Here is a 20,694-nt window from a genome sequence, read left to right as displayed (position 1 = left end):
GTTCCCCTTCGGCGGCTGCGGCTTAACGGTAGGGCGCATCGGCGGCAAGGTTCGCGGCAATCGCCCGCTCCCACTTGTCCCCATTTTCAAGGAGCTTGGCCTTGTCGTAGATCAGCTCCTCGCGCGTTTCGGTGGAGAACTCGAAATTCGGGCCCTCGACGATGGCGTCCACCGGGCACGCTTCCTGGCAGAAGCCGCAATAGATGCACTTCGTCATGTCGATGTCGTAGCGCGTCGTGCGGCGGCTGCCGTCATCGCGCGGCTGCGCTTCGATGGTGATCGCCTGGGCGGGGCAGATCGCCTCGCACAGTTTGCACGCGATGCAGCGTTCTTCCCCATTGGGATAGCGGCGCAACGCATGCTCCCCCCGGAACCGCGGCGAAATCGGGTTCTTCTCATAGGGGTAGTTGATCGTCGCCTTGGGCTTGAAGAAATATTTCAAGGTCAGGGCGTGCGCCTTCACAAACTCCCAGAGGGTGAAGGATTTGACATAATAGCCGAGGCTCATTGAGCGCCTCCGTAACGCGTGAACATGAGGAAGCCCGACACCAGGAAGACGAACAGCAGCGAGGTCGGCAGGAATATCTTCCAGCCCAGCCGCATAAGCTGGTCATAGCGGTAGCGGGGCACCGTCGCCTTCACCCAGGAGAAGACGAAGAAGAAGAAGAATATCTTGGCGAACAGCCAGATGATGCCGGGCACATAATAAAGCGGCGCCCAGTCGATCGGTGGCAGATAGCCGCCCCAGAACAGGATGGCGTTCAGGGCGCACATCAGGATCACGTTCGCATATTCGCCTAGCCAGAACAGCGCGAAGGCCATGGACGAATATTCGGTCTGATATCCCGCGACCAGTTCCGATTCCGCTTCGGTCAGGTCGAAGGGCGCACGCGCCGTTTCCGCCATGGCCGAGATCAGGAACATGATCGCCATCGGGAAGAGCAGCGGGTTGAAGCCGTTGCCGTTCAGGAAGCCATAATAGCCCTTCTGGCTCTCGACGATGGCCGAGATGTTGAAGCTGCCGGCCCAAAGCACGACGGTGATCAGGATGAAGCCGATGGAGACTTCATAGCTGATCATCTGCGCGCTGGCGCGGATCGCCGAATAGAAGGGATATTTGGAGTTGGACGCCCAGCCCGACAGCACCACGCCATAGACGCCGAGGGACGAGATGGCGAGGATGTAGAGCAGGCCGACATTGATGTTGGCCAGCACCACGCCCACCTGGAACGGAATCACCGCCCAGGCCATCAGAGCGACGGTGAAGGTGATGATCGGGGCGATCAGGAAAAGCGTGCGGTTGGCCGCCGAAGGGATGATGGTTTCCTGCAGGAAAACCTTGGCGCCGTCCGCGAAGGACTGGAGCAGACCGAAGGGACCGACGACGTTCGGGCCGCGGCGCAGCGCCATCGCCGCCCAGATCTTGCGGTCGGCGTAGATGATCATCGCCACCGCCAGCATCAGCGGCAGGGCAATCACCAGAATGCCGATGATCGTCGAAAGCAGCCAGGCGCCCTCGAACGGCAGGCCGAGATTTTGGAAGAAAGCGGTCACTCTGCGGCCTCCGCATACGTCTCGCCGTGGATCAGTTCGGCCGAACATTGCTGCATCGTCGGACTGGCGCGGCAGATGGCGTTGGTCAGGTAGAAATCCTTGATCGGAGAGCCGAACTCACCGCGGGCGCCGGTCGGCAGCGACGGAACGGACCAGCCATAATCGGCCAGACCCTCAACGCCCAGCGCCGGAACCGCCCTGGCCATTTCGGCGCGAAGCTGCTCGAAGCTGTCGAAGGGGAGCGTCGCGCCCAGCACTTCCGACAGAGCGCGCAGGATCGACCAATCCTCGCGGGCGTCGCCCGGCGCGAATACGGCCTTTTCCCCGCGCTGCACCCGGCCTTCCAGATTAACGTAGGTGCCGGCCTTCTCGGCATAGCTAGCGCCCGGCAGGATCACGTCCGCCGCATGCGCGCCCTTGTCGCCATGGTGGCCGACATAGACCTTGAAGCTGTCCTGGAAAGCCGAATAATCGACCTCGTCCGCGCCCAGCGAGAAGAGCAGCTTGGGCTTCGCCGCAGCCACCGCCTTGATGCCGCCCTGCGCCGCATAGCCGAGCATCAGCCCGCCCATGCGCGCCGCCGCGAAATGCAGGACATTATAGCCGTTCCAGCCTTCTTTCACGAGGCCCAGCGTCTCGACCAGCGCCAGCGTATCGCCATGGGCGCCGTCCTTCGCCAGCACGCCGCCGCCGACGATCATCGCCGGACGCGCGGCCTTGCCGAAGGCTTCCACCACCGCTTCGGGCAGACGGCCAAGCAGCGAGGCGTCATTGCCCAGCCACTCGACCTTGTAGGTGAGGTCGACCTGCGGACCGAGCGCAAAGACCTTCGCGCCCTTCTTGATCGCCTTGCGGATGCGGGTGTTCACCAGCGGCGCTTCCCAGCGCAGATTGGTGCCCACCAGCAGGATCACGTCAGCGGTTTCAAGACCGTTGAGCGTGGTGTTGAAGTTGACCGCGCTCAGGCTCGACACGTCATAGGCGAGCCCGGTCTGACGGCCTTCGAGCAGCGAGCCACCCAGCTTCTCGACCAGCGCCTTGCCCGCGAACATCGTCTCGCAATCGAGCAGATCACCGGCCAGCGCAGCCACCGATCCGCCATGCTTGACGGCGGCAATCGCCGCGAACGCCTCGTTCCAGGTTGCCGGAACCAGCTTGCCGTCCTTGCGGACATAGGGCTTGTCGAGCCGCTTGCGGACCAGACCGTCGACATTGTGCCGGGTCTTGTCGCTGGCCCATTCCTCGTTCACGTCGTCATTGATGCGCGGCACGGCGCGCAGCACCTGACGGCCGCGGCTGTCGAGGCGAATGTTGGTGCCGACCGCGTCCATCACGTCGATCGCGTGAGTCTTCTTGAGTTCCCAGGGACGCGCTTCGAACGCATAAGGCTTGGACGTCAGCGCGCCGACCGGGCAGAGGTCGACCACATTGCCCGACAGCTCGCTCTTGGCGGCATGTTCGAGATAGGTGGTGATCTGCATGTTCTCGCCGCGATAGATGGCGCCGATTTCCGGCACGCCCGCGACTTCCTCGGCAAAGCGCACGCAGCGGGTGCACTGGATGCAGCGGGTCATGACCGTCTTGACGATCGGACCCATATATTTCTCGGTGACGGCGCGCTTATTCTCGTCGAAGCGGCTGCTGCCCTTGCCATAGGCGACCGACTGGTCCTGAAGGTCGCATTCGCCGCCCTGGTCGCAGATCGGGCAGTCGAGCGGGTGGTTGATGAGCAGGAACTCCATCACCCCTTCGCGCGCCTTCTTGACCATCTCGGTCTGGGTGAAGATTTCCTGATTCTCCGCGGCCGGCAGCGCACAGGAAGCCTGCGGCTTGGGCGGTCCGGGCTTCACCTCGACCAGGCACATGCGGCAATTGCCGGCAATGCTCAGCCGCTCATGATAGCAGAAACGGGGGATTTCCTTCCCCGCCAGTTCGCAGGCCTGGAGGACCGTGGCGCCCGCCGGGACTTCCAGTTCTACGCCGTCTACTTTGACCTTCGGCATGGTTACTCCGCTGCCTCCATGACCGGGGCGCTACCCTTGTTTTCGTTGATCCGGCGCTCGATTTCCGGACGGAAGTGCCGGATCAGGCCCTGGATCGGCCAGGCCGCCGCATCGCCAAGCGCGCAGATGGTGTGGCCTTCGACCTGCTTGGTCACCTGGAACAGCATGTCGATCTCGCTCTGGTCGGCGTCGCCGGTGCGCAGCCGCTCCATCACGCGCCACATCCAGCCGGTGCCTTCGCGGCAGGGCGTGCACTGGCCGCAGCTCTCATGCTTGTAGAAATAGGAGAGGCGCGAAATGGCGCGGACGATGTCGGTCGACTTGTCCATCACGATGACGGCGGCGGTGCCAAGGCCGGAGCCGAGCGCACGCAGCCCATCGAAATCCATGGGCGCGTCCATGATCTCCTTCGCCGGGACCAAAGGCACCGACGAACCGCCGGGTATGACCGCCAGCAGATTGTCCCAGCCGCCGCGAATGCCGCCGCAATGCCGGTCGATCAACTCCTTGAAGCTGATGCCCATCGATTCTTCGACGACGCAAGGCTTGTTCACATGGCCGCTGATCTGGAAGAGCTTCGTGCCCTTGTTGTTCTCCCGCCCGAAGCTGGAGAACCATTCGGCGCCACGGCGCAGGATGGTCGGCGCGACCGCGATGGATTCGACGTTGTTCACCGTGGTGGGGCAGCCATAAAGGCCCGCGCCCGCCGGGAAAGGCGGCTTCAGGCGCGGCTGGCCCTTCTTGCCCTCCAGGCTTTCGATCTGGGCGGTTTCCTCCCCGCAGATATAGGCGCCCGCGCCGCGATGGACGAAGACGTCGAAATCATAGCCGGACCCGCAAGCATTCTTGCCGAGGAAGCCCTTTTCATAGGCCTGCTCGACGGCGGCGAAGAGAACCTTCGCCTCATAGATGAACTCGCCGCGAATATAGATATAGGCGGCGCGCGCCCGCATCGCGAAACCGGCGACCAGCGCGCCCTCGATCAGCTTGTGCGGATCGTGGCGGATGATCTCGCGGTCCTTGCACGAGCCCGGCTCGGATTCGTCGGCGTTGATGACGAGGAAGCTCGGACGGCCGTCCCTGCTCTCCTTGGGCATGAAGCTCCACTTCATGCCGGTCGGGAAGCCAGCGCCGCCACGGCCGCGCAGGCCGCTGGCCTTGATGCGCTCTATGATGTCGTCCTGGCCGATGTCCAGCAGGGCCTTGGTGTTATCCCAATCGCCGCGCTTCATCGCCGCGTCGATGCCCCAATCCTGGAAGCCATAGACGTTGGTGAAGATGCGATCCTTGTCGCTGAGAGGCGCGATCACGTCACTCATGCCCATTCGCCCCGATAGTCGTGATTTTCGTTGACCATATCCTTGAGCGTGGTCGGACCACCCTCCGGACAGCTGGTCTGGCGATCGATCTGCGGCCCGATCTTGGGCTGCTTGCCAGCGGCGAGATCGTCGAGGATCGCGCTCATGCTGTCATAGGTCAGGTCTTCGAAATTATCGTCGTTGATCTGGACCATCGGCGCGTTGGCGCAGGCGCCCAGACACTCCACCTCGGTCAGCGTGAACAGGCCGTCGGGCGTCGTCCCGCCCTTCACCAGCCCCTTGTTCTTGCAGGCGGAGAACACATCGTCGGAGCCGCGCAGCATGCAGGGCGTCGTGCCGCAGACCTGCACATGATAGCGGCCCACGGGCGCGAGATTGTACATGGTGTAGAAGGTTGCGACCTCGTACACGCGCATATACGGCATTTCCAGCTGATCGGCGATATATTCCATCACCGGCACCGGCAGCCAGCCCTGGGTCTGCGTTTCAGCACCGACCTGACGCTGGGCGAGGTCCAGCAGCGGCATCACCGCCGACTGCTGACGCCCGGCGGGATAGCGGGCGATGACCTTCTTCGCCTGCTCGGCATTTTCGGCCGTCCAGGCGAACGCGCCCCAGCGCGCGCGCGTTTCGGCCTCGTCCGGGATATGAACTGCGTCAGCCATTAGCGGTCACATTCTCCAAACACGATGTCCATGGCGCCCAGGACAGCGGTGGTGTCGGCCAGCATGTGGCCTTTCATCATGAAATCCATCGCCTGAAGGTGGCTAAAGGCGGTCGGGCGGATCTTGCAGCGGTAAGGCTTGTTGGAGCCGTCCGCGACCAGATAGACGCCGAATTCGCCCTTGGGGCTTTCGGTCGCGACATAGACTTCGCCCGCCGGGACATGGAAGCCCTCGGTATAAAGCTTGAAGTGGTGGATCAGCGCTTCCATCGAGCGCTTCATCTCGCCGCGCTTGGGCGGCACCACCTTGCGGTCGAAGCTCGCAACCGGGCCTTCCGGCATTTCGCTGAGGCACTGCTTCATGATCCGCGCGGACTGGCGGACTTCCTCGACCCGGACCATGAAGCGGTCATAGCAGTCGAAATTGGTGCCCACCGGAACGTCGAATTCCATCCGGTCATAGACGTCATAGGGTTGCGCCTTGCGGATGTCCCAGGGGATGCCCGATCCCCGGATCATGGGGCCGGAAAAGCCCCATTTCAGCGCGTCTTCCTTGCTGACGACCGCGATGTCCACATTGCGCTGCTTGAAGATGCGGTTGTCGACCACCAGGCTCATCGCATCCTCGAACAGGCGCGGCAAACGCGTGTCGAGCCAGTCGCCAATGTCGGTCAACAGCTTCAGCGGCACGTCCTGATGCACGCCGCCCGGCCGGAACCAGGCCGCATGCATGCGGGCGCCCGATGCCCGTTCGAAGAAGTTGAGGCAATCCTCCCGGATTTCGAACAGCCACAGGTTCGGCGTCATCGCACCCACGTCCATCACGTGCGAGCCGAGGTTCAGCATGTGATTGCAGATGCGGGTCAGTTCCGCGAAGAACACGCGCAGATATTGCGCGCGCAGCGGCACTTCCAGGTTCAGCAGCTTTTCGATCGCCAGCACATAGCTGTGCTCCATGCCGAGCGGCGAGCAATAGTCCAGCCGGTCGAAATAGGGCAGCGCCTGCAAATAGGTCTTATGCTCGATCAGCTTCTCGGTGCCGCGATGCAGCAGGCCGACATGCGGGTCGCAGCGCTCGACGATCTCGCCGTCCAGTTCCATGACCAGACGCAGAACGCCGTGCGCGGCAGGGTGCTGCGGACCGAAGTTGATCGTGTAGTTCTGGATTTCCGTGTCGCCGTAGGACGGGTCCGCCGCGTCGGTCACATGGTCCAGCTTTTCCAGATAGTCGGACATCAGGCCTTATCCTCAGGCTTGGCAGCGCCTTTGCCTTCGTCTGTGTGCTCTTCGGGCTTTACCGGAGCGTTGGGCGACTTTTCCGCACCCTTGCTGTTGGCGGGTTCACCTGCACCGGTATCCTCGGACTTTTCGGTGACCTTGGGCGTGGCACCGGCCGGTTCGCCCTTGGGAGCCGCAGCGGCCGGCAACGGGGCTGTGACAGGTGTCGGCGCTCCCGGCGCCTGCGGCGCCTTCTCGTCGCCCGGCAGCACATATTGCGCGCCTTCCCACGGGCTCATGAAGTCGAACTGCCGGAAATCCTGCGCCAGCTTCACCGGCTTGTAGACGACGCGCTTGTCCTCTTCGGAATACCACATCTCGACATAGCCGGTCAGCGGGAAGTCCTTGCGCTGCGGATGGCCCTTAAAACCATAGTCGGTCAGGATGCGGCGCAGATCGGCGTTCCCCTCGAAGATGACGCCGTACATGTCGAACACCTCCCGCTCCAGCCAGCCGGCGACCGGCCAGATGTGCGTGACGGTGGGAACGGGCATGTCCTCGTCGGTCTGCACCTTCACGCGGACGCGGTGGTTCCGCGTGACGCTGAGCAGATGGTAGCAGACCTCGAAGCGCTCCGGACGATCCGGATAATCGACGCCTGCAATTTCCATGAGCTGCTGATATTGCGCGCGATCCCGCAGCAGCACCATCGCGTCGGCCAGCTTTTCCCGGACGACGGTGAAGCTCAGTTCATCGGCATGATCGACGGTTTCGACCAGCATCGGTCCCAGCAGACCGGCGATTTCCTGCGCGATCCCATCGATGGCCGCGATCCTAGGAGCAGAATGACCCATATCAGCGCTCAACCGTTCCGATGCGGCGGATCTTCCGCTGCAACTGCATCACGCCATAAAGCAGGGCTTCCGCTGTCGGCGGGCAACCCGGCACATAGATGTCGACCGGCACGATGCGGTCGCAGCCACGCACGACCGAATAGCTGTAGTGATAATAGCCACCGCCATTCGCGCAGCTGCCCATCGAAATCACATATTTCGGATTGGACATCTGGTCGTAAACCTTGCGCAACGCCGGAGCCATCTTGTTGCACAGCGTCCCCGCGACGATCATCACGTCGGACTGGCGCGGCGAGGCGCGCGGCGCGGCGCCGAAGCGTTCCATGTCGTAACGGGGCATGTTGACGTGGATCATCTCCACCGCGCAGCAGGCCAGGCCGAAGGTCATCCACCAGAGCGAGCCGGTGCGGGCCCACTGGAACAGTTCCTCCGTCGAGGTGACGAGGAAACCCTTGTCACTGACCTCGCTGTTCAGCGCGTTGAAGAAATCCTGGTCGGGCTGGGTCCCCGCGGGCAACAAGGTGCCGGGCGCGGGCCGCTCAAGTTCTACTCCCAATCGAGTGCTCCCTTCTTCCACGCATAGACGAGGCCGAGCACCAGCTCCGCTATGAAGATCATCATCGTCGCCCAGCCGGCCCAGCCGATCTGGTCGAGGCTGACCGCCCAGGGGTAGAGGAACGCCGCTTCCAGGTCGAAGATGATGAACAGGATCGCGACGAGGTAGAATCGCACGTCGAACTGGCTGCGCGGTTCTTCGAACGCAGGAAAGCCGCATTCATATTCGCTGAGCTTGGCCGGATCGGGCTGATGCGCGCCGGTCAGGCGCCCCACCAGCATTGGCAGGAACACGAATGCGCTCGAAAGCAGCAAGGCGATCCCGAGAAAGATCAGGATCGGCAGATATTGGGCTAGATCGACCAACGGAATCCCCTGGGCGAAAATGATTTACGGGCGCGCTTTAGGCCCGCTGCATATGCGAAGCAAGGCCCGGAGGCATGAGAATGATTCGCAACACTGGCGGCGACCTGATCACGCTACCAAAAGCAAGCCGTCAGCGCAGCGCTCCAGCCACCAACTTATGTAATTTGCTGTGGATCGCATCATTGCCCGCGATGACTTCCTTGCGCTCGATCGGCTGGTCGCCGCCGCGGAAATCCGACACGAAGCCGCCCGCTTCCCGCACCATCAGCAGGCCCGCCGCCACGTCCCAGGGTTGCAGGCCGCTTTCCCAAAAGCCGTCATAGCGGCCGGAGGCGACATGGGCGAGGTCCAGCGAGGCCGCGCCGAAGCGCCGGATTCCGGCCACCGAGGGTCCTACGGCCCCGAAGATGCGCGTCCATTGCGCGAAATCGCCATGCCCCAGGAAGGGGATGCCCGTGGCGATCAGGCAGTCGCCCAGATCGCGCCGCGCCGAAACGCGCAGCCGCTGGTCATGCCGCCAGGCGCCCCGGCTCTTTTCCGCCCAATAGCTTTCGTCGGTCACCGGCTGGTAGATGAGGCCGGTCGTCACCTCCCGCTTGCCGCCGTAGAGCGGCTCCTCGACCGCGATGGAGATCGCGAAGTGCGGGATGCCGTGCAGGAAATTGCTGGTGCCGTCGAGCGGATCGATGATCCAGCGCGGCTTGCCCGGATCGCCCGCGATCTCGCCGCCTTCCTCCAGCAGGAAACCCCAATCGGGCCGCGCCTTCTGCAATTCCTCGACCAGCGTCTTTTCCGCCTGCTGGTCGGCCTTGGACACGAAGTCCGCCGGCCCCTTTCGGGACACCTGCAGATGTTCGACCTCGCCAAAGTCGCGGCGCAGCTTGGAGCCAGCCTTGCGCGCGGCGCGTTCCATGACGGTCAAAAGGCCCGAGTGCGATACCATTTTTCTTGTCTCCCCCCTCCCGCAAACGGGAGGGACCGGGGGTGGGCATGCCGCAATAGCGGCACTCTAAAAAGGGAAAGGGCAGGAAGCTCGCTCATGCTCGCCACCCACCCCCTAAACCCCTTCCGCCTGCGGGAAGGGGGATCGAATATCAATCCGCGCGCTTCACATATTCGCGCTCATACACGTCGACGACGATGCGCGTGCCGGTGACGATGTGCGGCGGCACCATGACGCGCACGCCATTGTCGAGGATGGCGGGCTTGTAGCTCGCCGAAGCGGTCTGGCCCTTCACCACGGCGTCGGCTTCCACCACGGTCGCTTCGACCGTTTCGGGAAGCTGCACGGAGATCGGACGTTCCTCATACATTTCCAGCATGACCATCATGCCGTCCTGCAGGAAGGCCGACGCATCGCCCACCAGATCCTGCGGCAGGTTGATCTGCTCATAGGTTTCCGTATCCATGAAGACGAGCATGTCGCCCTCTGCATAGAGATATTGGAAATCCTTGGTGTCGAGGCGGATGCGCTCCACCGTCTCGGCCGAACGGAAGCGGACGTTGTTCTTGCGCCCGTCGATCAGGTTCTTCAGTTCCACCTGCATATAGGCGCCGCCCTTGCCGGGCTGGGTATGCTGGATCTTCACGGCGCGCCACAGGCTGCCGTCATATTCGATGTTGTTGCCGGGACGAATCTCGACGCCGCTGATCTTCATGGGAAGAGCCTGCCTATATGTCTGAAGGTGAAAAGAGCCGGCCTCTGGAGGCTGGCCGCGCCCTTACATGGATGAGGGCGAAAGGGCAAGAGGCGGCGCCTATCGCGGTTTCGCCAGCAAGGGATAGGGATTGATCGCCCGCCCGCCATGCCAGGGCTCTCCCGGACGCAGTTCATGCACCGCGAAGTGCAGGTGCGGCGCTGCCGGATCGGCATTGCCGGTGCTGCCGACGGTCGCGATGCGCTGCCCGCGCCGAACCGCCTGCCCTTCCGCAAGGCCCGGCGCATAGCCGTCCAGATGCGCATAATAATAGATGCGCCGTCCGTCGGGCGAGCGTTCATAGATCGTGCGCCCGCCTTCCTCGCTCCAGAACAGCTTTTCGATCCGTCCGTCCGCCGCCGCCAGCACCGCCCTGCCCCGCGCCGCCATGATGTCGATGGCGTCATGGGCGCGCGCGCCGCTCGCCCGCGCCTGGGCGAATGTATCGCTCAGCGCGGAGGGCGGCACGCCCTCGACCGGGATCAGCAGGGCACCGGCTTCCGCCGCCGCAGGCCGGGAAGGCTCAGGCGCGTCCGCCGGCACGATCCGCACGAAGGTGCGCAGGAGGGCCGCGCCGATCAGGACGGCCAGGCCGATGCCGGCCCAACCGCGCGCCCTCATGGCTGGAACACCGCCTTCACGCCGGACTTCACCATCTGGGCGAGCCGCGCCGCGTCCCAATTGGTGAGCCGGATGCAACCATGGCTTTCCGTCCGGCCAATGGTCTGCGGCTCCGGCGTGCCGTGAATGCCGTAATGCGGCTTCGACAGGTCGATCCACACCACGCCGACCGGGCCGTTGGGACCGGGCTTCAGCACCGCCTTCTGGTCGGTGGAGGACGCATCCCAGAACAGGTCCGGATTATAGTGGAAGTCGGGATTGCGGCTCAACCCCTTGATTTCCCACGTTCCGATCGGCAGGGGATCATGCTGCGACCCCATGGTGGCTGGAAATTGCGCAATCAGCCGGTTCTGCGCGTCATAGGCCCGGAGCACCCCGTCCGACTTGTCCACGACGATATGGTCGGCCTGCGTCTGTTCCTTGGCCACGCCCAGGCCGGCGAGCGTCTCGCCCCAGCCGCGCTCGTCGCCTTCGATCCGGGCAACCGGCTGGTTGGCGATGGCAGGTACGCGGATCGTGGCTCCCGCGCCGAGCTTCGTGTTCGGAGGGTTGAGCGCGAGCAGCGCCTCCGGCCGGGTGTGGAAACGTTCGGCCAGCTTCTCCAGCAGGTTGCGATAGCCAAGGGCGGGCAGCTTCGCCTGATCGTTGAGTTCCCTGGGCACCGCAAAGAACGGTCCCCTGGCGAAATCCGCCGGTATCTTCACCAGCAAGGTCGCGGGCTGCGGCCGGTCGCCCAGCAGCGCCCTGGCCGTCGCCTCATCATATTCCCCGGTGGTCGGCAGGCCCTTCGCCTCCTGGAAACCCCTGAGCGCGGTGGTGAAGGACATGCCTTCCTTCCCATCCAATACGCCGGGCGAGAAGCCGGCCCGGTCCAGCGCCACCTGCGCCTGCAGCACCGATTCCACCCGCGCAGGCGCGCCTGTCGGCTCGGGCACCACGGTGAAGGCGTAGGGATCGCCGGCAGGCCGCGCAGCCTGCCCGGTCGCCTGGTTCGACGGTGCGCTCTCATTGGCTTCCGTCACCGTCATGTTGCAGGCCGCACAGAGCAGCGTCAGGATCAGCGGATTGGTTTTCAAGGCGATACTCTCCCATTTGTGGAAGGGAAAACGCCTGAAGTGCAGGAAAGCTGCCTGCCGCCTTATACCGTTATTCCTGCGCCAACACCGCCCGGAATGCCGCCACGCCTGCTTGCGGCCCCTCCGAATGGCCCCATACCGCCCCGCTCACCGCCAGGAAATCTGCCCCGGCCTTCACCAGCGGCGCGGCATTGCCGGGCGTTATCCCGCCAATCGCCACGCAGGGCAGTTCGAACAATGCCGTCCACCAGCCCAGGATCGATGGGTCGGGGCGATGGATCGTTTCCTTGGTGGTCGTAGAATAGAAGGCCCCGAACGCAACATAGTCCGCCCCTGCTTCCCCGGCTTCCATCGCCAGATGGCGGCTGTCATGGCAGGTGACACCGATCTGCACCGAAGGACCGAGCAGCTTGCGCGCCTCGCGAGGGTCGCCGTCGCCCTGCCCCAGATGAACGCCGTCGGCCCCCAGGCGCTTCGCCAGGCTCATGCTGTCGTTGATGATGAACGCGACATCCCGTTCCGCGCAGAGCTTTTGCAGCGGCGCGGCGGCTTGGGCGATGGCGTCGTCACCCACGCCCTTCAACCGCAATTGGAACGCCGCGACATCGCCCCCATCGAAGGCGGCGGCGAGACTGTCGACAAAGCCCGCATCGATCGCCGGCGGGGAGATCAGGTAGAGCTGACAGGGCGGCCGCCGGTCATCGCTGTCGAACCGGGCTGCGAAATTCGGGTCGAGAGCCAATTCTTCATCGGTAAATTCGGTCATGGGTCCCGCCTTAGCCGCTTTTGATGGCGTTGGAAAAGGGCGGAGCCGATCGGCCCTCACCCGCGTTCCTCCTGCATGATCAGGATCGGATGTTCGGGATGGAATTACCGGGATTGGCGCGGGCGCTTCTATCCGGAGAAGCTGGCGGCGAAAAACTGGTTCGCTTACTATGCCCAGCAGTTCGACACGGTAGAGATCAACAACAGCTTCTATCGCCTGCCCCGGCCGGAAACCGTCGACAAATGGCGCGAACAGGCGCCCGGGGGCTTTTGCTATGCGGCCAAGGCGAACCGCTATCTGACGCAGATGAAGAAGCTCAAGGATTGCGAGGAACCGCTGGCAAGGATGATGGAATCCTTCGCGCATTTCGGCCCGACGCTGGGGCCGGTCCTCTATCAACTCCCGCCGCATTTCTCGCTCGACCTGCCAAGGCTGGAGGCATTCCTCCGCATCGCGCCGCGCGATCCCGTGCCGGTCTTCGAATTCCGCCATTCAAGCTGGTATGTGGATGAACTCTTTGCGTTGCTGGAGCGGTACGGAGCGGCTCTCTGCGTGCATGACATGCCCGGCTCGGCCAGTCCCCGGCTGGGTGTCGGCTCGACCGCCTATGTCCGCTTCCACGGCACGACAGGGAAATATCGCGGCGGCTATTCGCGTGAAAGGCTGGCGGACTGGGCCGAATGGATGAAGGCGCAGAGCAGCGACGGCCGGACCGTCTGGGCCTATTTCAACAATGACTATGACGCGCAGGCAATTGCCGACGCCCGGATATTGAAGGCGCTGACGGAGAAAGGCTAGTTTCACCCCGTCAGAACCGAACCGTGCTCCTGCGAAGGCGGGAGCACGGCGGACCGGCCGCGAGCGCCTTCCGGGCGCTCACGACCGTCACCGCAGATCAGGCCGCCTTGCTGGTGGAAGCGCCGTGAATCTCGTCGATTGCTTCGCCCAGCGAGGCGTTGAACTCCTCGTCGCTCATCTGGTGGCGCAGGTCGTTCAGCAGCGCGCGGCTGAAGCTGGCGATGATGCCGCGATTCCTGGCCAGCTCGATGCAGGCTTCGGACCGCGAGAAACCGCCGGACAAGGCGACGACGCGCAGCACGCGGGGATGGTCGACCAGCGGATCAAACAGACCGGCCTTTGTCGGCAGCGACAGCTTCAGCATCACCTTGTCGTCGCCCGGCAGCGCGTCGAGATTCTTGAGGATTTCCTCCAGCAGGATCTGGTCGGCCTCTGCGCGTTCCGGGCTCTTGATGTTGACTTCCGGCTCGATGATCGGAACGAGCCCTGCGGCCAGCACCTGCCGACCGACCTCGAACTGCTGCCTGACGACGGCGGCGATGCCCTCGCGGTTGGCGAGGTTGATGACCGAACGCTCCTTGGTGCCGAAGACGCCCAGCGCCTTGGCGCGGTGCAGCAAGGTGTCGAGGCCGGGGTTCGGCTTCATCAACTGAACGCCGTTCGCTTCATCCTCCAGCCCCTTGTCGATCTTGATGAAGGGCACGACGCCGCGCTCGATCAGCGCCTGCGGAACCGACTTGCCGCCCGCTTCGCCGTCCATGGTGCGCTCGAACAGGATCGCGCCCAGCACCTTCTCGCCCGAAAAGACCGGCGAGGTGATGATGCGGCTGCGCATATCGTGGATCAGCCCGAACATTTCCTCTTCGGTGGACCAGGCGTCTTCCTCGATGCCATAGCCCTTCAGCGCCTTGGGCGTCGAACCGCCGCTCTGGTCGAGCGCCGCGATGAAGCCGTTGCCGCCCTCGATCTTCGCCTTCATGTCCTCGAACTGCATCTGCACATACCTCTTGGTTGGATGCGCCGCCCTCCCGGCAGCGCGTCTAGGGGTCGGACGCCTTTGCACGGCGTCCATGGTCGAGCGGAGCGCGCCACTCTCCAAGGCGCGCGCCGCAATCTGAATCAGGCCATCAGCGCCTTGACGCCGGGCAGCTCCTTGCCTTCCATCCACTCCAGGAAAGCGCCGCCAGCGGTAGAGACGAAGCTGAAATCGCCCGCCACGCCCGCATGGTTGAGCGCCGCGACGGTGTCGCCGCCACCCGCGACCGACGTCAGCCCGCCTTCCTTGGTGAGCGCCGCCGCGGTCTTGGCCAGCGCCACGGTCGCCTTGTCGAAGGGCGCGATCTCGAATGCGCCGAGCGGGCCGTTCCATACCAAAGTCCGGCAGTTCTTCAGCGCATCGCCCAACGCCTCGACCGCCGCTGGGCCGACGTCGAGGATCATCTCATCCTCGGCCACCTCATGCACGTTGCATGTGCGCAAGGAGGGCGGGTTGGCGGCAAATTCCTTCGCCACGACGACGTCATAGGGCAGATGGATGGTGCAGCCCGCCGCTTCCGCCTTGTCGAAGATCGCCTCCGCGGTCCCCGCCAGATCCTTCTCGCACAGCGACTTGCCGACATCCACGCCGCGCGCGAACAGGAAGGTATTGGCCATGCCGCCGCCGATGATCAGATGATCGACCTTGGCGACGAGGTTGTTGAGCACGTCGAGCTTGGTCGACACCTTCGCCCCGCCGACGACCGCCGCGACCGGCTTCACCGGTTCGCCCAGCGCGGCCTGGAGCGCATCCAGTTCCTTCTCCATCGATCGGCCGGCAAAGGCGGGCAGCTTGTGCGCCAGCCCCTCGGTCGAGGCATGGGCGCGATGCGCGGCGGAAAAGGCGTCGTTGACATACAGGTCGCCAATCGCCGCCATCGCCTCCACCAGCGCGGGATCGTTCTTTTCCTCGCCGGCATGGAAGCGGGTGTTCTCCAGGATCGCGATGTCGCCGTTGCGCATCACCTTGATGCCGTCGACAGCCGCCTCGCCCTGACAGTCGGGGATGAACTGCACGTCGCGGCCCAGCACGGCGGTCAGCGGGCGAGTGATCTTGGAGAGCGAGAATTCGGGGTTCTTCTGGCCCTTGGGACGACCGAAATGGGCAAGGATCAGAACCTTGGCGCCCCGATCGGCCAGTTCCAGCACGGTGGGCATCGCCGCGCGCAGGCGGGTGTCGTCGGAGACGGAACCATCCTGCATCGGCACGTTCAGATCCTCGCGCACCAGCACCACCTTGCCCGTGATGTCTCCCATGTCGTCGAGTGTCTTGAACGGCTTTGCCATGATCGCTCCCTGCTGCGAAAATAAGGATGGTGATGAAAAACCCCGCCGGACGGTCCGGCGGGGCTGATGGTCTTTTTAGAGGAACTTCGCCACGACCCCGGTGGTGTCGATCATGCGGTTCGAGAAGCCCCATTCATTGTCGTACCAGCTCAGCACGCGGACCAGCGTGCCGTCGATCACCGCCGTTTCCAGGCTGTCGACGGTCGAGCTGCGCGGATCGCCATTATAGTCGATGGACACCAGCGGCTCCTCCGAATAGCCAAGAATGCCCTTCAGCGGGCCGGATTCTGAAGCGGCCTTCAGCAGTTCGTTGACTTCCTGGACGGTGGTGGCGCGCTTGGCGATGAACTTCAGGTCGACGACCGAAACGTTCGGGGTCGGCACGCGCACCGACGAACCGTCCAGCTTGCCCTTCAGTTCCGGCATCACCTCCCCGACAGCGCGAGCCGCGCCGGTGGTGGTCGGGATCATCGACAGGGCAGCGGCGCGGGCGCGGCGCATGTCCTTGTGAAGCTGATCCAGCGTGTTCTGGTCGTTGGTGTAGCTGTGGATCGTGGTCATGAAGCCCTTTTCGATGCCGATGGCGTCATGCAGAACCTTCGCCAGCGGCGCGAGGCAGTTGGTGGTGCAGCTCGCATTCGAGATGACGACGTCGCCGGCGCTCAGCGTCTCATGATTGACGCCGAAAACCACGGTCTTGTCGACGCCGGTGGCGGGAGCGGAGATGACGACGCGCTTGGCGCCCGCGGTCAGGTGCGCGCTGGCCTTTTCCTTGTCCGCGAAAATGCCGGTGCACTCCAGCGCGACGTCCACGCCCTGGGCGGCATGGGGCAGCTTGGCGGGGTCGCGTTCGGCGGTCACGGCGATACGCTTGCCGTCGATGACCAGGAAATTGCCGTCGACGCTCACTTCGCCGGCCCAGTTGCCGTGCACGGAATCACGCTTGAACAGCAGGGCATTCGACTTCGCGTCGCCCAGGTCGTTGATGCTCACCAGTTCCAGATCATGGTCGGTGCGCGAGAGGATCGCACGGGCGACCAGACGACCGATGCGGCCGAAACCGTTGATTGCTACCTTCGTTGCCACTGCACTTGTCTCCCGGTTGGTTTGAATTTCAGTCGAGCGCGGCCACGATCTGCGGCGCGATCTTGGCGGCGGTCAGGCCGAAATGATCGTAAAGCACTTCCGCCGGAGCCGAGGCGCCGAACGTGTCGATGCCGAAACGCAGGCCGGCGATGCCGACATAACGCTCCCACCCGAAAGTGGTGCCTGCCTCAATCGAGGCGCGCAGGACATGGTGCGGAAGGAGATCATCCTTATACGCCTGCGGCTGCGCATCGAAATGCGCCCAGCTCGGCATGGAGACGACATCGGCGCCGATGCCCTGCTCTTCCAGCAGCGCGGCGGTGGCGACGGCGATCTCGACCTCGGACCCGGTGGCGACCAGCACCACCTTGCGCTCGGCCGTGGCCGCCTTCAGGCGATAGGCGCCCTTGGCCGACAGGTTTTCACCCGCCTTCTCGGTGCGAAGCTGCGGCAGGTTCTGGCGGGTCAGCGCCAGCACCGACGGGCCGTTGGCATCCTTCAGCGCCAGTTCCCAGCACTCAGCCGTCTCGACAATGTCGGCCGGGCGATAGACGTCCAGGTTCGGGATCATGCGCAGCGACATGACATGTTCGATCGGCTGGTGGGTCGGGCCGTCCTCGCCCAGACCGATGGAGTCATGGGTCAGCACATGGATGGCGCGGATCTGCTGGAGCGCCGCCAGACGGATGCCCGCGCGCATATAGTCGGAAAAGACCAGGAAGGTGCCGCCATAGGGAATGACGCCGCCATGAAGCGCCATGCCGTTCATGGCGCAGGCCATGCCGAACTCGCGAATGCCGTAATAGACGTAACGGCCCGAATAATCGTCTTTGGTGAGCGGCCCGGTCGACTTGGTCTTGGTGTTGTTGGAGCCGGTGAGGTCCGCCGAACCGCCCAGCGTCTCCGGCAGCAGGTCGTTGATCGCGCCCAGCGTCAGTTCGCTCGCCTTGCGGGTGGCGACCTTCTGCGGATTGGCGATCAGCGTGTCGATATAGGCGTCAAGCGAGAAACCGGCAGGCAGGTCGCCGGCCATGCGGCGCTCGAATTCGGCCCTTTGCGCGTTGGAACCAAGACGATCCGCCCAGGCCACATGGGCGTCGCCGCCCTTTGCGCCGATGGCGTGCCAGGCGGCGGCAATGTCTTCCGGGATCACGAAAGGTTCGGCCGACCAGCCAAGGAATTCACGGGCGGCAGCGACTTCGGCTTCGCCAAGGGCGGAGCCGTGGACGCCCGAAGTGCCCGCCTTGTTGGGTGCGCCATAACCGATCTTGGTGGCGCAGGCGATCAGCGAGGGGCGCGGATCGGCCAGCGCCTCGTCGATGACGCGGCGCACATCGGCCATGTCATGACCGTCGCAGGACACGACATGCCAGCCGGTCGCGGCGTAGCGGGCGCGCACATCCTCGCTGCTCGAAAGGTCGACCGCGCCGTCGATGGTGATCTTGTTATCGTCCCACAGCACGATCAGGCGGCCCAGATTCAGATGCCCGGCAAGGCCGATGGCCTCATGGTTGATGCCCTCCATCAGGCAGCCGTCGCCGGCCAGCACCCAGGTGCGGTGATCGACCAGATCGTCGCCGAACTGCGCATTCAGATGCCGCTCGGCAATCGCCATGCCCACCGCAGTGGCAAGGCCGGAACCCAGCGGCCCGGTGGTCGCCTCCACCCCCGCCAGCTCGAAATTCTCCGGATGGCCGGCGCAGGGGCTGCCCAGCTGGCGGAAATTCGCGATGTCCTGGATGGTCGGACGCGCATAGCCGGTCAGGTGCAGCAGCGAGTAGATCAGCATCGATCCATGGCCCGCGGACAGCACGAAGCGGTCGCGGTCCGCCCATTTCGGCGCCTTGGGATCGAACTTCAGATAATCCTTGAACAGCACGGTGGCGACGTCGGCCATGCCCATCGGCATGCCGGGATGGCCGCTGTTCGCGGCCTGCACCGCGTCCATGGAAAGCGCCCGGATGGCGTTGGCGAGGGACTTTTCGGAAACGGTCATCGAAGCGGCGTCTTTCCTGGCTTGTCTATGGCCCCCTGTTAAGGCCAGCGAATCGAAATTGCGCCCCCTTTGTCGCCTCAGGGACAAGGCGTCAACTACGGGTGGCCCCCAGGGTGCGCCAAGCCGCCGAATGACGGCTTTTGCGCGGTGAAAACTTTGTCTATGCGTGGAGCATGGCAAGTGACCGAATGATGCAGGCGATCCGCGCTCTGGAACGCGCGATCGACCGGCTCGAACAGGATGTGGAAGGCCTTGCGTCGGCCGCCTCCGGCCCCTCCCCAGGCATCGACGCCGCCGCCGCCCGCACGGCGCTGCGATCGCTGGACAGTCTCATCACCGAATTGAAGGGGCAGGATGTGAAGGAACAGGTCGGTGGCTGAAACCACATTGCACATTGCCGGGCGCGTCTATGACCTGCGTTGCCGCGACGGAGAGGAGGCGCATCTGGCGCATCTCGCCAACCTGATCGAGCGCAAGGCGCGACTGGCGCAGCAGAACACCCCGGGCCTGACCGAGGTGCGCACGCTGCTGTTCGCCGCGCTTTTCCTGGCCGACGAACTCAACGACCTGAAGCGCGAGGCGATAGGGCGGCAACAGACCCTGGCGCTGGAGCCGGAGGACGAGCCTGCCATCCGCGCGCTCGAATCCCTTGCCACCCGCATAGAAAAGCTGCGCGAGAGACTTGTCGCCGCCGCTCCTCAGGCCTAAATAGAGAGGCGACGGGCACTGCGCGGTATCGAGCTTTAGCGAACATCCCTGAGGCGATAATCACATCCACGGGGACTGTCCCTGGGCGGGCTCTGGCCCGATCTACATGGTTCCCACCTGACGTTGAGGCGTCAGAGGATTTTCCAGCACACGGCCGAGGCGGTCCCGTCACCCCCTCCCGCAATTCAAGGCCCCCGATGAGCGACGACACCGACAAGGCGACCCTGCGTGCCATCGCCCGGCAGAGGCGTCGCGCCTTCGTGGCTTCGCTCGATCCGCTGGCGCACCGGCTGGCGTTCAAGGTGGTCCCCTCCCCGCTGGCGCACCGGCTGGCGGACGCTGAGGTGGTGGCTCTCTATATGGGCCTGGACGATGAAGCCCCCGCGCAAAGGCTGGCCGCGCCCTTGCAGGCCATGGGCAAGACGCTGGCCCTGCCCCGCGTGCTGGATCGGCTTGGCAGCATGGATTTCGTGCGCTGGAACCCGGAGGAACAGCTTTTCCCCGGCCTGTTCGGCACCAGCCATCCCGAACCGGTGGGCGATCCGGCTACCCCCGACGTCATCATCGCGCCGCTGATCGGCTTCGACCGGGCGATGAACCGGCTGGGGCAAGGCGGCGGCTATTATGACCGGGTGTTCGCCCGCTATCCGGATGCCTTGAGGATCGGCCTTGGCTGGTCGGTGCAGGAGCATGACGATCTGCCCGCGGACCCATGGGATCTGCCGCTGCACCTGATCCTGACCGAAGTCGAACTGATCGAAGGATATGAAGCATGAGCACGGACCCCCGGCCAGCCTACAAGCCGAGCTGGCGCAAGCCGGTGGGCATGTTCGTGATCCTGGGCCTGATCGCGCTCTGGGCCGTGCTTGTGGGCAGCCTGTCGGCGCTGATCGGGCGGCTGCCGATGATGGTGCAGGTGCCGGTCTATGTCTTCCTGGGCCTGATATGGATCTGGGTGCTCCCGTTGAAGCGCCTGCTCGCCTGGATGGAGACGGGCCGCTGGCGGGGATTTTGAAGGCGGGGATGGGTGGATTGCGGACATTCCCCCTCCCGCAGGCGGGAGGGGTTAGGGGGTGGGCTGGCGCGGCATC

The 20,694-nt window shown here is 64.2% G+C and carries 23 protein-coding genes; 5 read left to right on the top strand and 18 right to left on the bottom strand.

The features are described 5' to 3' along the window. Nucleotides 1-22: 22 nt before the first annotated feature. From nuoI to thiE, 14 genes are all read right to left on the bottom strand, one after another. Nucleotides 23-508 carry an NADH-quinone oxidoreductase subunit NuoI gene (gene nuoI / locus K7W03_RS14075; RefSeq protein ID WP_007684868.1) on the bottom strand — a complete coding sequence of 162 codons (486 nt, stop codon included), beginning with the start codon at nt 506-508 and terminating at the stop codon, nt 23-25. Further along, the gene (gene nuoH / locus K7W03_RS14070) at nt 505-1,554 is read right to left on the bottom strand and encodes an NADH-quinone oxidoreductase subunit NuoH (RefSeq protein ID WP_025549536.1); all 1,050 of its coding nucleotides are present in this window, start codon (nt 1,552-1,554) and stop codon (nt 505-507) included. Before nuoH ends, nuoI begins: the two co-directional genes overlap by 4 nt. Beyond that, complete coding sequence (gene nuoG, locus K7W03_RS14065; RefSeq protein WP_222886576.1) at nt 1,551-3,557, bottom strand: NADH-quinone oxidoreductase subunit NuoG; 2,007 nt, start codon at nt 3,555-3,557, stop codon at nt 1,551-1,553. The genes nuoH and nuoG overlap by 4 nt, the downstream gene beginning before the upstream one ends. 2 nt (nt 3,558-3,559) lie before the next feature. Beyond that, the gene (nuoF, locus tag K7W03_RS14060; RefSeq protein WP_048575916.1) at nt 3,560-4,876 is read right to left on the bottom strand and encodes an NADH-quinone oxidoreductase subunit NuoF; all 1,317 of its coding nucleotides are present in this window, start codon (nt 4,874-4,876) and stop codon (nt 3,560-3,562) included. Next, nucleotides 4,873-5,541: an NADH-quinone oxidoreductase subunit NuoE gene (gene nuoE, locus K7W03_RS14055; RefSeq protein ID WP_025549539.1), complete on the bottom strand. Its 669-nt coding sequence runs from the start codon at nt 5,539-5,541 to the stop codon at nt 4,873-4,875. Before nuoE ends, nuoF begins: the two co-directional genes overlap by 4 nt. Further along, nucleotides 5,541-6,776: an NADH-quinone oxidoreductase subunit D gene (locus K7W03_RS14050; protein WP_025549540.1), complete on the bottom strand. Its 1,236-nt coding sequence runs from the start codon at nt 6,774-6,776 to the stop codon at nt 5,541-5,543. Before K7W03_RS14050 ends, nuoE begins: the two co-directional genes overlap by 1 nt. Then, nucleotides 6,776-7,612, bottom strand: a complete 837-nt coding sequence (locus K7W03_RS14045) for an NADH-quinone oxidoreductase subunit C (RefSeq protein WP_025549541.1) — start codon at nt 7,610-7,612, stop codon at nt 6,776-6,778. Before K7W03_RS14045 ends, K7W03_RS14050 begins: the two co-directional genes overlap by 1 nt. 1 nt (nt 7,613) lies before the next feature. Beyond that, a complete protein-coding gene (locus K7W03_RS14040; RefSeq protein ID WP_013847137.1) occupies nt 7,614-8,168 on the bottom strand; it encodes a NuoB/complex I 20 kDa subunit family protein in 555 nt (184 codons plus the stop codon). Then, nucleotides 8,159-8,533, bottom strand: a complete 375-nt coding sequence (locus tag K7W03_RS14035) for an NADH-quinone oxidoreductase subunit A (RefSeq protein ID WP_025549542.1) — start codon at nt 8,531-8,533, stop codon at nt 8,159-8,161. Before K7W03_RS14035 ends, K7W03_RS14040 begins: the two co-directional genes overlap by 10 nt. 130 nt (nt 8,534-8,663) lie before the next feature. Next, nucleotides 8,664-9,476: an inositol monophosphatase family protein gene (locus tag K7W03_RS14030; RefSeq protein ID WP_025549543.1), complete on the bottom strand. Its 813-nt coding sequence runs from the start codon at nt 9,474-9,476 to the stop codon at nt 8,664-8,666. Between the two features lie 151 nt (nt 9,477-9,627). Continuing rightward, nucleotides 9,628-10,191: an elongation factor P gene (gene efp, locus K7W03_RS14025; protein WP_025549544.1), complete on the bottom strand. Its 564-nt coding sequence runs from the start codon at nt 10,189-10,191 to the stop codon at nt 9,628-9,630. Nucleotides 10,192-10,290: 99 nt separating this feature from the next. Continuing rightward, complete coding sequence (locus K7W03_RS14020; RefSeq protein ID WP_044662544.1) at nt 10,291-10,851, bottom strand: M23 family metallopeptidase; 561 nt, start codon at nt 10,849-10,851, stop codon at nt 10,291-10,293. Continuing rightward, the gene (locus K7W03_RS14015; RefSeq protein ID WP_222886575.1) at nt 10,848-11,927 is read right to left on the bottom strand and encodes a L,D-transpeptidase family protein; all 1,080 of its coding nucleotides are present in this window, start codon (nt 11,925-11,927) and stop codon (nt 10,848-10,850) included. The genes K7W03_RS14020 and K7W03_RS14015 overlap by 4 nt, the downstream gene beginning before the upstream one ends. Nucleotides 11,928-11,997: 70 nt before the next feature. Beyond that, nucleotides 11,998-12,693 (bottom strand): thiamine phosphate synthase, encoded by a 696-nt coding sequence (thiE, locus tag K7W03_RS14010; RefSeq protein ID WP_222886574.1) that lies wholly within the window; start codon nt 12,691-12,693, stop codon nt 11,998-12,000. Between the two features lie 75 nt (nt 12,694-12,768). Between thiE and K7W03_RS14005 the strand changes: the two genes are divergently transcribed. Then, nucleotides 12,769-13,491, top strand: coding sequence for a DUF72 domain-containing protein (locus K7W03_RS14005; protein ID WP_048575878.1), 723 nt, complete (start codon nt 12,769-12,771; stop codon nt 13,489-13,491). A 97-nt stretch (nt 13,492-13,588) separates the two neighbouring features. Here the strand turns inward: K7W03_RS14005 and K7W03_RS14000 are convergent, their stop codons facing one another. The 4 genes from K7W03_RS14000 to tkt all read right to left on the bottom strand — a co-directional run bounded on the left by K7W03_RS14000 (nt 13,589) and on the right by tkt (nt 18,895). Continuing rightward, nucleotides 13,589-14,485 (bottom strand): fructose bisphosphate aldolase, encoded by an 897-nt coding sequence (locus tag K7W03_RS14000; protein ID WP_099185716.1) that lies wholly within the window; start codon nt 14,483-14,485, stop codon nt 13,589-13,591. Between the two features lie 125 nt (nt 14,486-14,610). After that, on the bottom strand, nt 14,611-15,813 hold the full coding sequence (locus K7W03_RS13995) for a phosphoglycerate kinase (protein WP_222886573.1): 1,203 nt from the start codon (nt 15,811-15,813) through the stop codon (nt 14,611-14,613). A gap of 75 nt (nt 15,814-15,888) precedes the next feature. Next, entirely contained in the window at nt 15,889-16,899 is a 1,011-nt protein-coding gene (gap, locus tag K7W03_RS13990; protein WP_025552063.1) for a type I glyceraldehyde-3-phosphate dehydrogenase, read from the bottom strand. Between the two features lie 28 nt (nt 16,900-16,927). Next, nucleotides 16,928-18,895 (bottom strand): transketolase, encoded by a 1,968-nt coding sequence (tkt, locus tag K7W03_RS13985; RefSeq protein WP_222886572.1) that lies wholly within the window; start codon nt 18,893-18,895, stop codon nt 16,928-16,930. A 173-nt stretch (nt 18,896-19,068) separates the two neighbouring features. Here tkt and K7W03_RS13980 point away from each other — a divergent pair, with 173 nt between their 5' ends. The 4 genes from K7W03_RS13980 (at nt 19,069) to K7W03_RS13965 (ending at nt 20,618) form a co-directional block, all read left to right on the top strand. Then, nucleotides 19,069-19,275 (top strand): hypothetical protein, encoded by a 207-nt coding sequence (locus K7W03_RS13980; protein WP_226870153.1) that lies wholly within the window; start codon nt 19,069-19,071, stop codon nt 19,273-19,275. Next, nucleotides 19,268-19,603 (top strand): cell division protein ZapA, encoded by a 336-nt coding sequence (locus tag K7W03_RS13975; RefSeq protein ID WP_044662552.1) that lies wholly within the window; start codon nt 19,268-19,270, stop codon nt 19,601-19,603. The genes K7W03_RS13980 and K7W03_RS13975 overlap by 8 nt, the downstream gene beginning before the upstream one ends. Before the next feature lie 197 nt (nt 19,604-19,800). After that, nucleotides 19,801-20,379, top strand: a complete 579-nt coding sequence (locus K7W03_RS13970; protein ID WP_025552056.1) for a 5-formyltetrahydrofolate cyclo-ligase — start codon at nt 19,801-19,803, stop codon at nt 20,377-20,379. Next, nucleotides 20,376-20,618: a DUF2842 domain-containing protein gene (locus K7W03_RS13965; protein ID WP_025552055.1), complete on the top strand. Its 243-nt coding sequence runs from the start codon at nt 20,376-20,378 to the stop codon at nt 20,616-20,618. The genes K7W03_RS13970 and K7W03_RS13965 overlap by 4 nt, the downstream gene beginning before the upstream one ends. Nucleotides 20,619-20,694: the final 76 nt, after the last annotated feature.

Source organism: Sphingobium sp. PNB (genome assembly GCF_019873065.1).
GTDB classification, from domain to species: domain Bacteria; phylum Pseudomonadota; class Alphaproteobacteria; order Sphingomonadales; family Sphingomonadaceae; genus Sphingobium; species Sphingobium fuliginis.
Note: the sequence above shows the minus strand (reverse complement) of the source record. Positions and strands in the feature narration are given on the sequence as shown.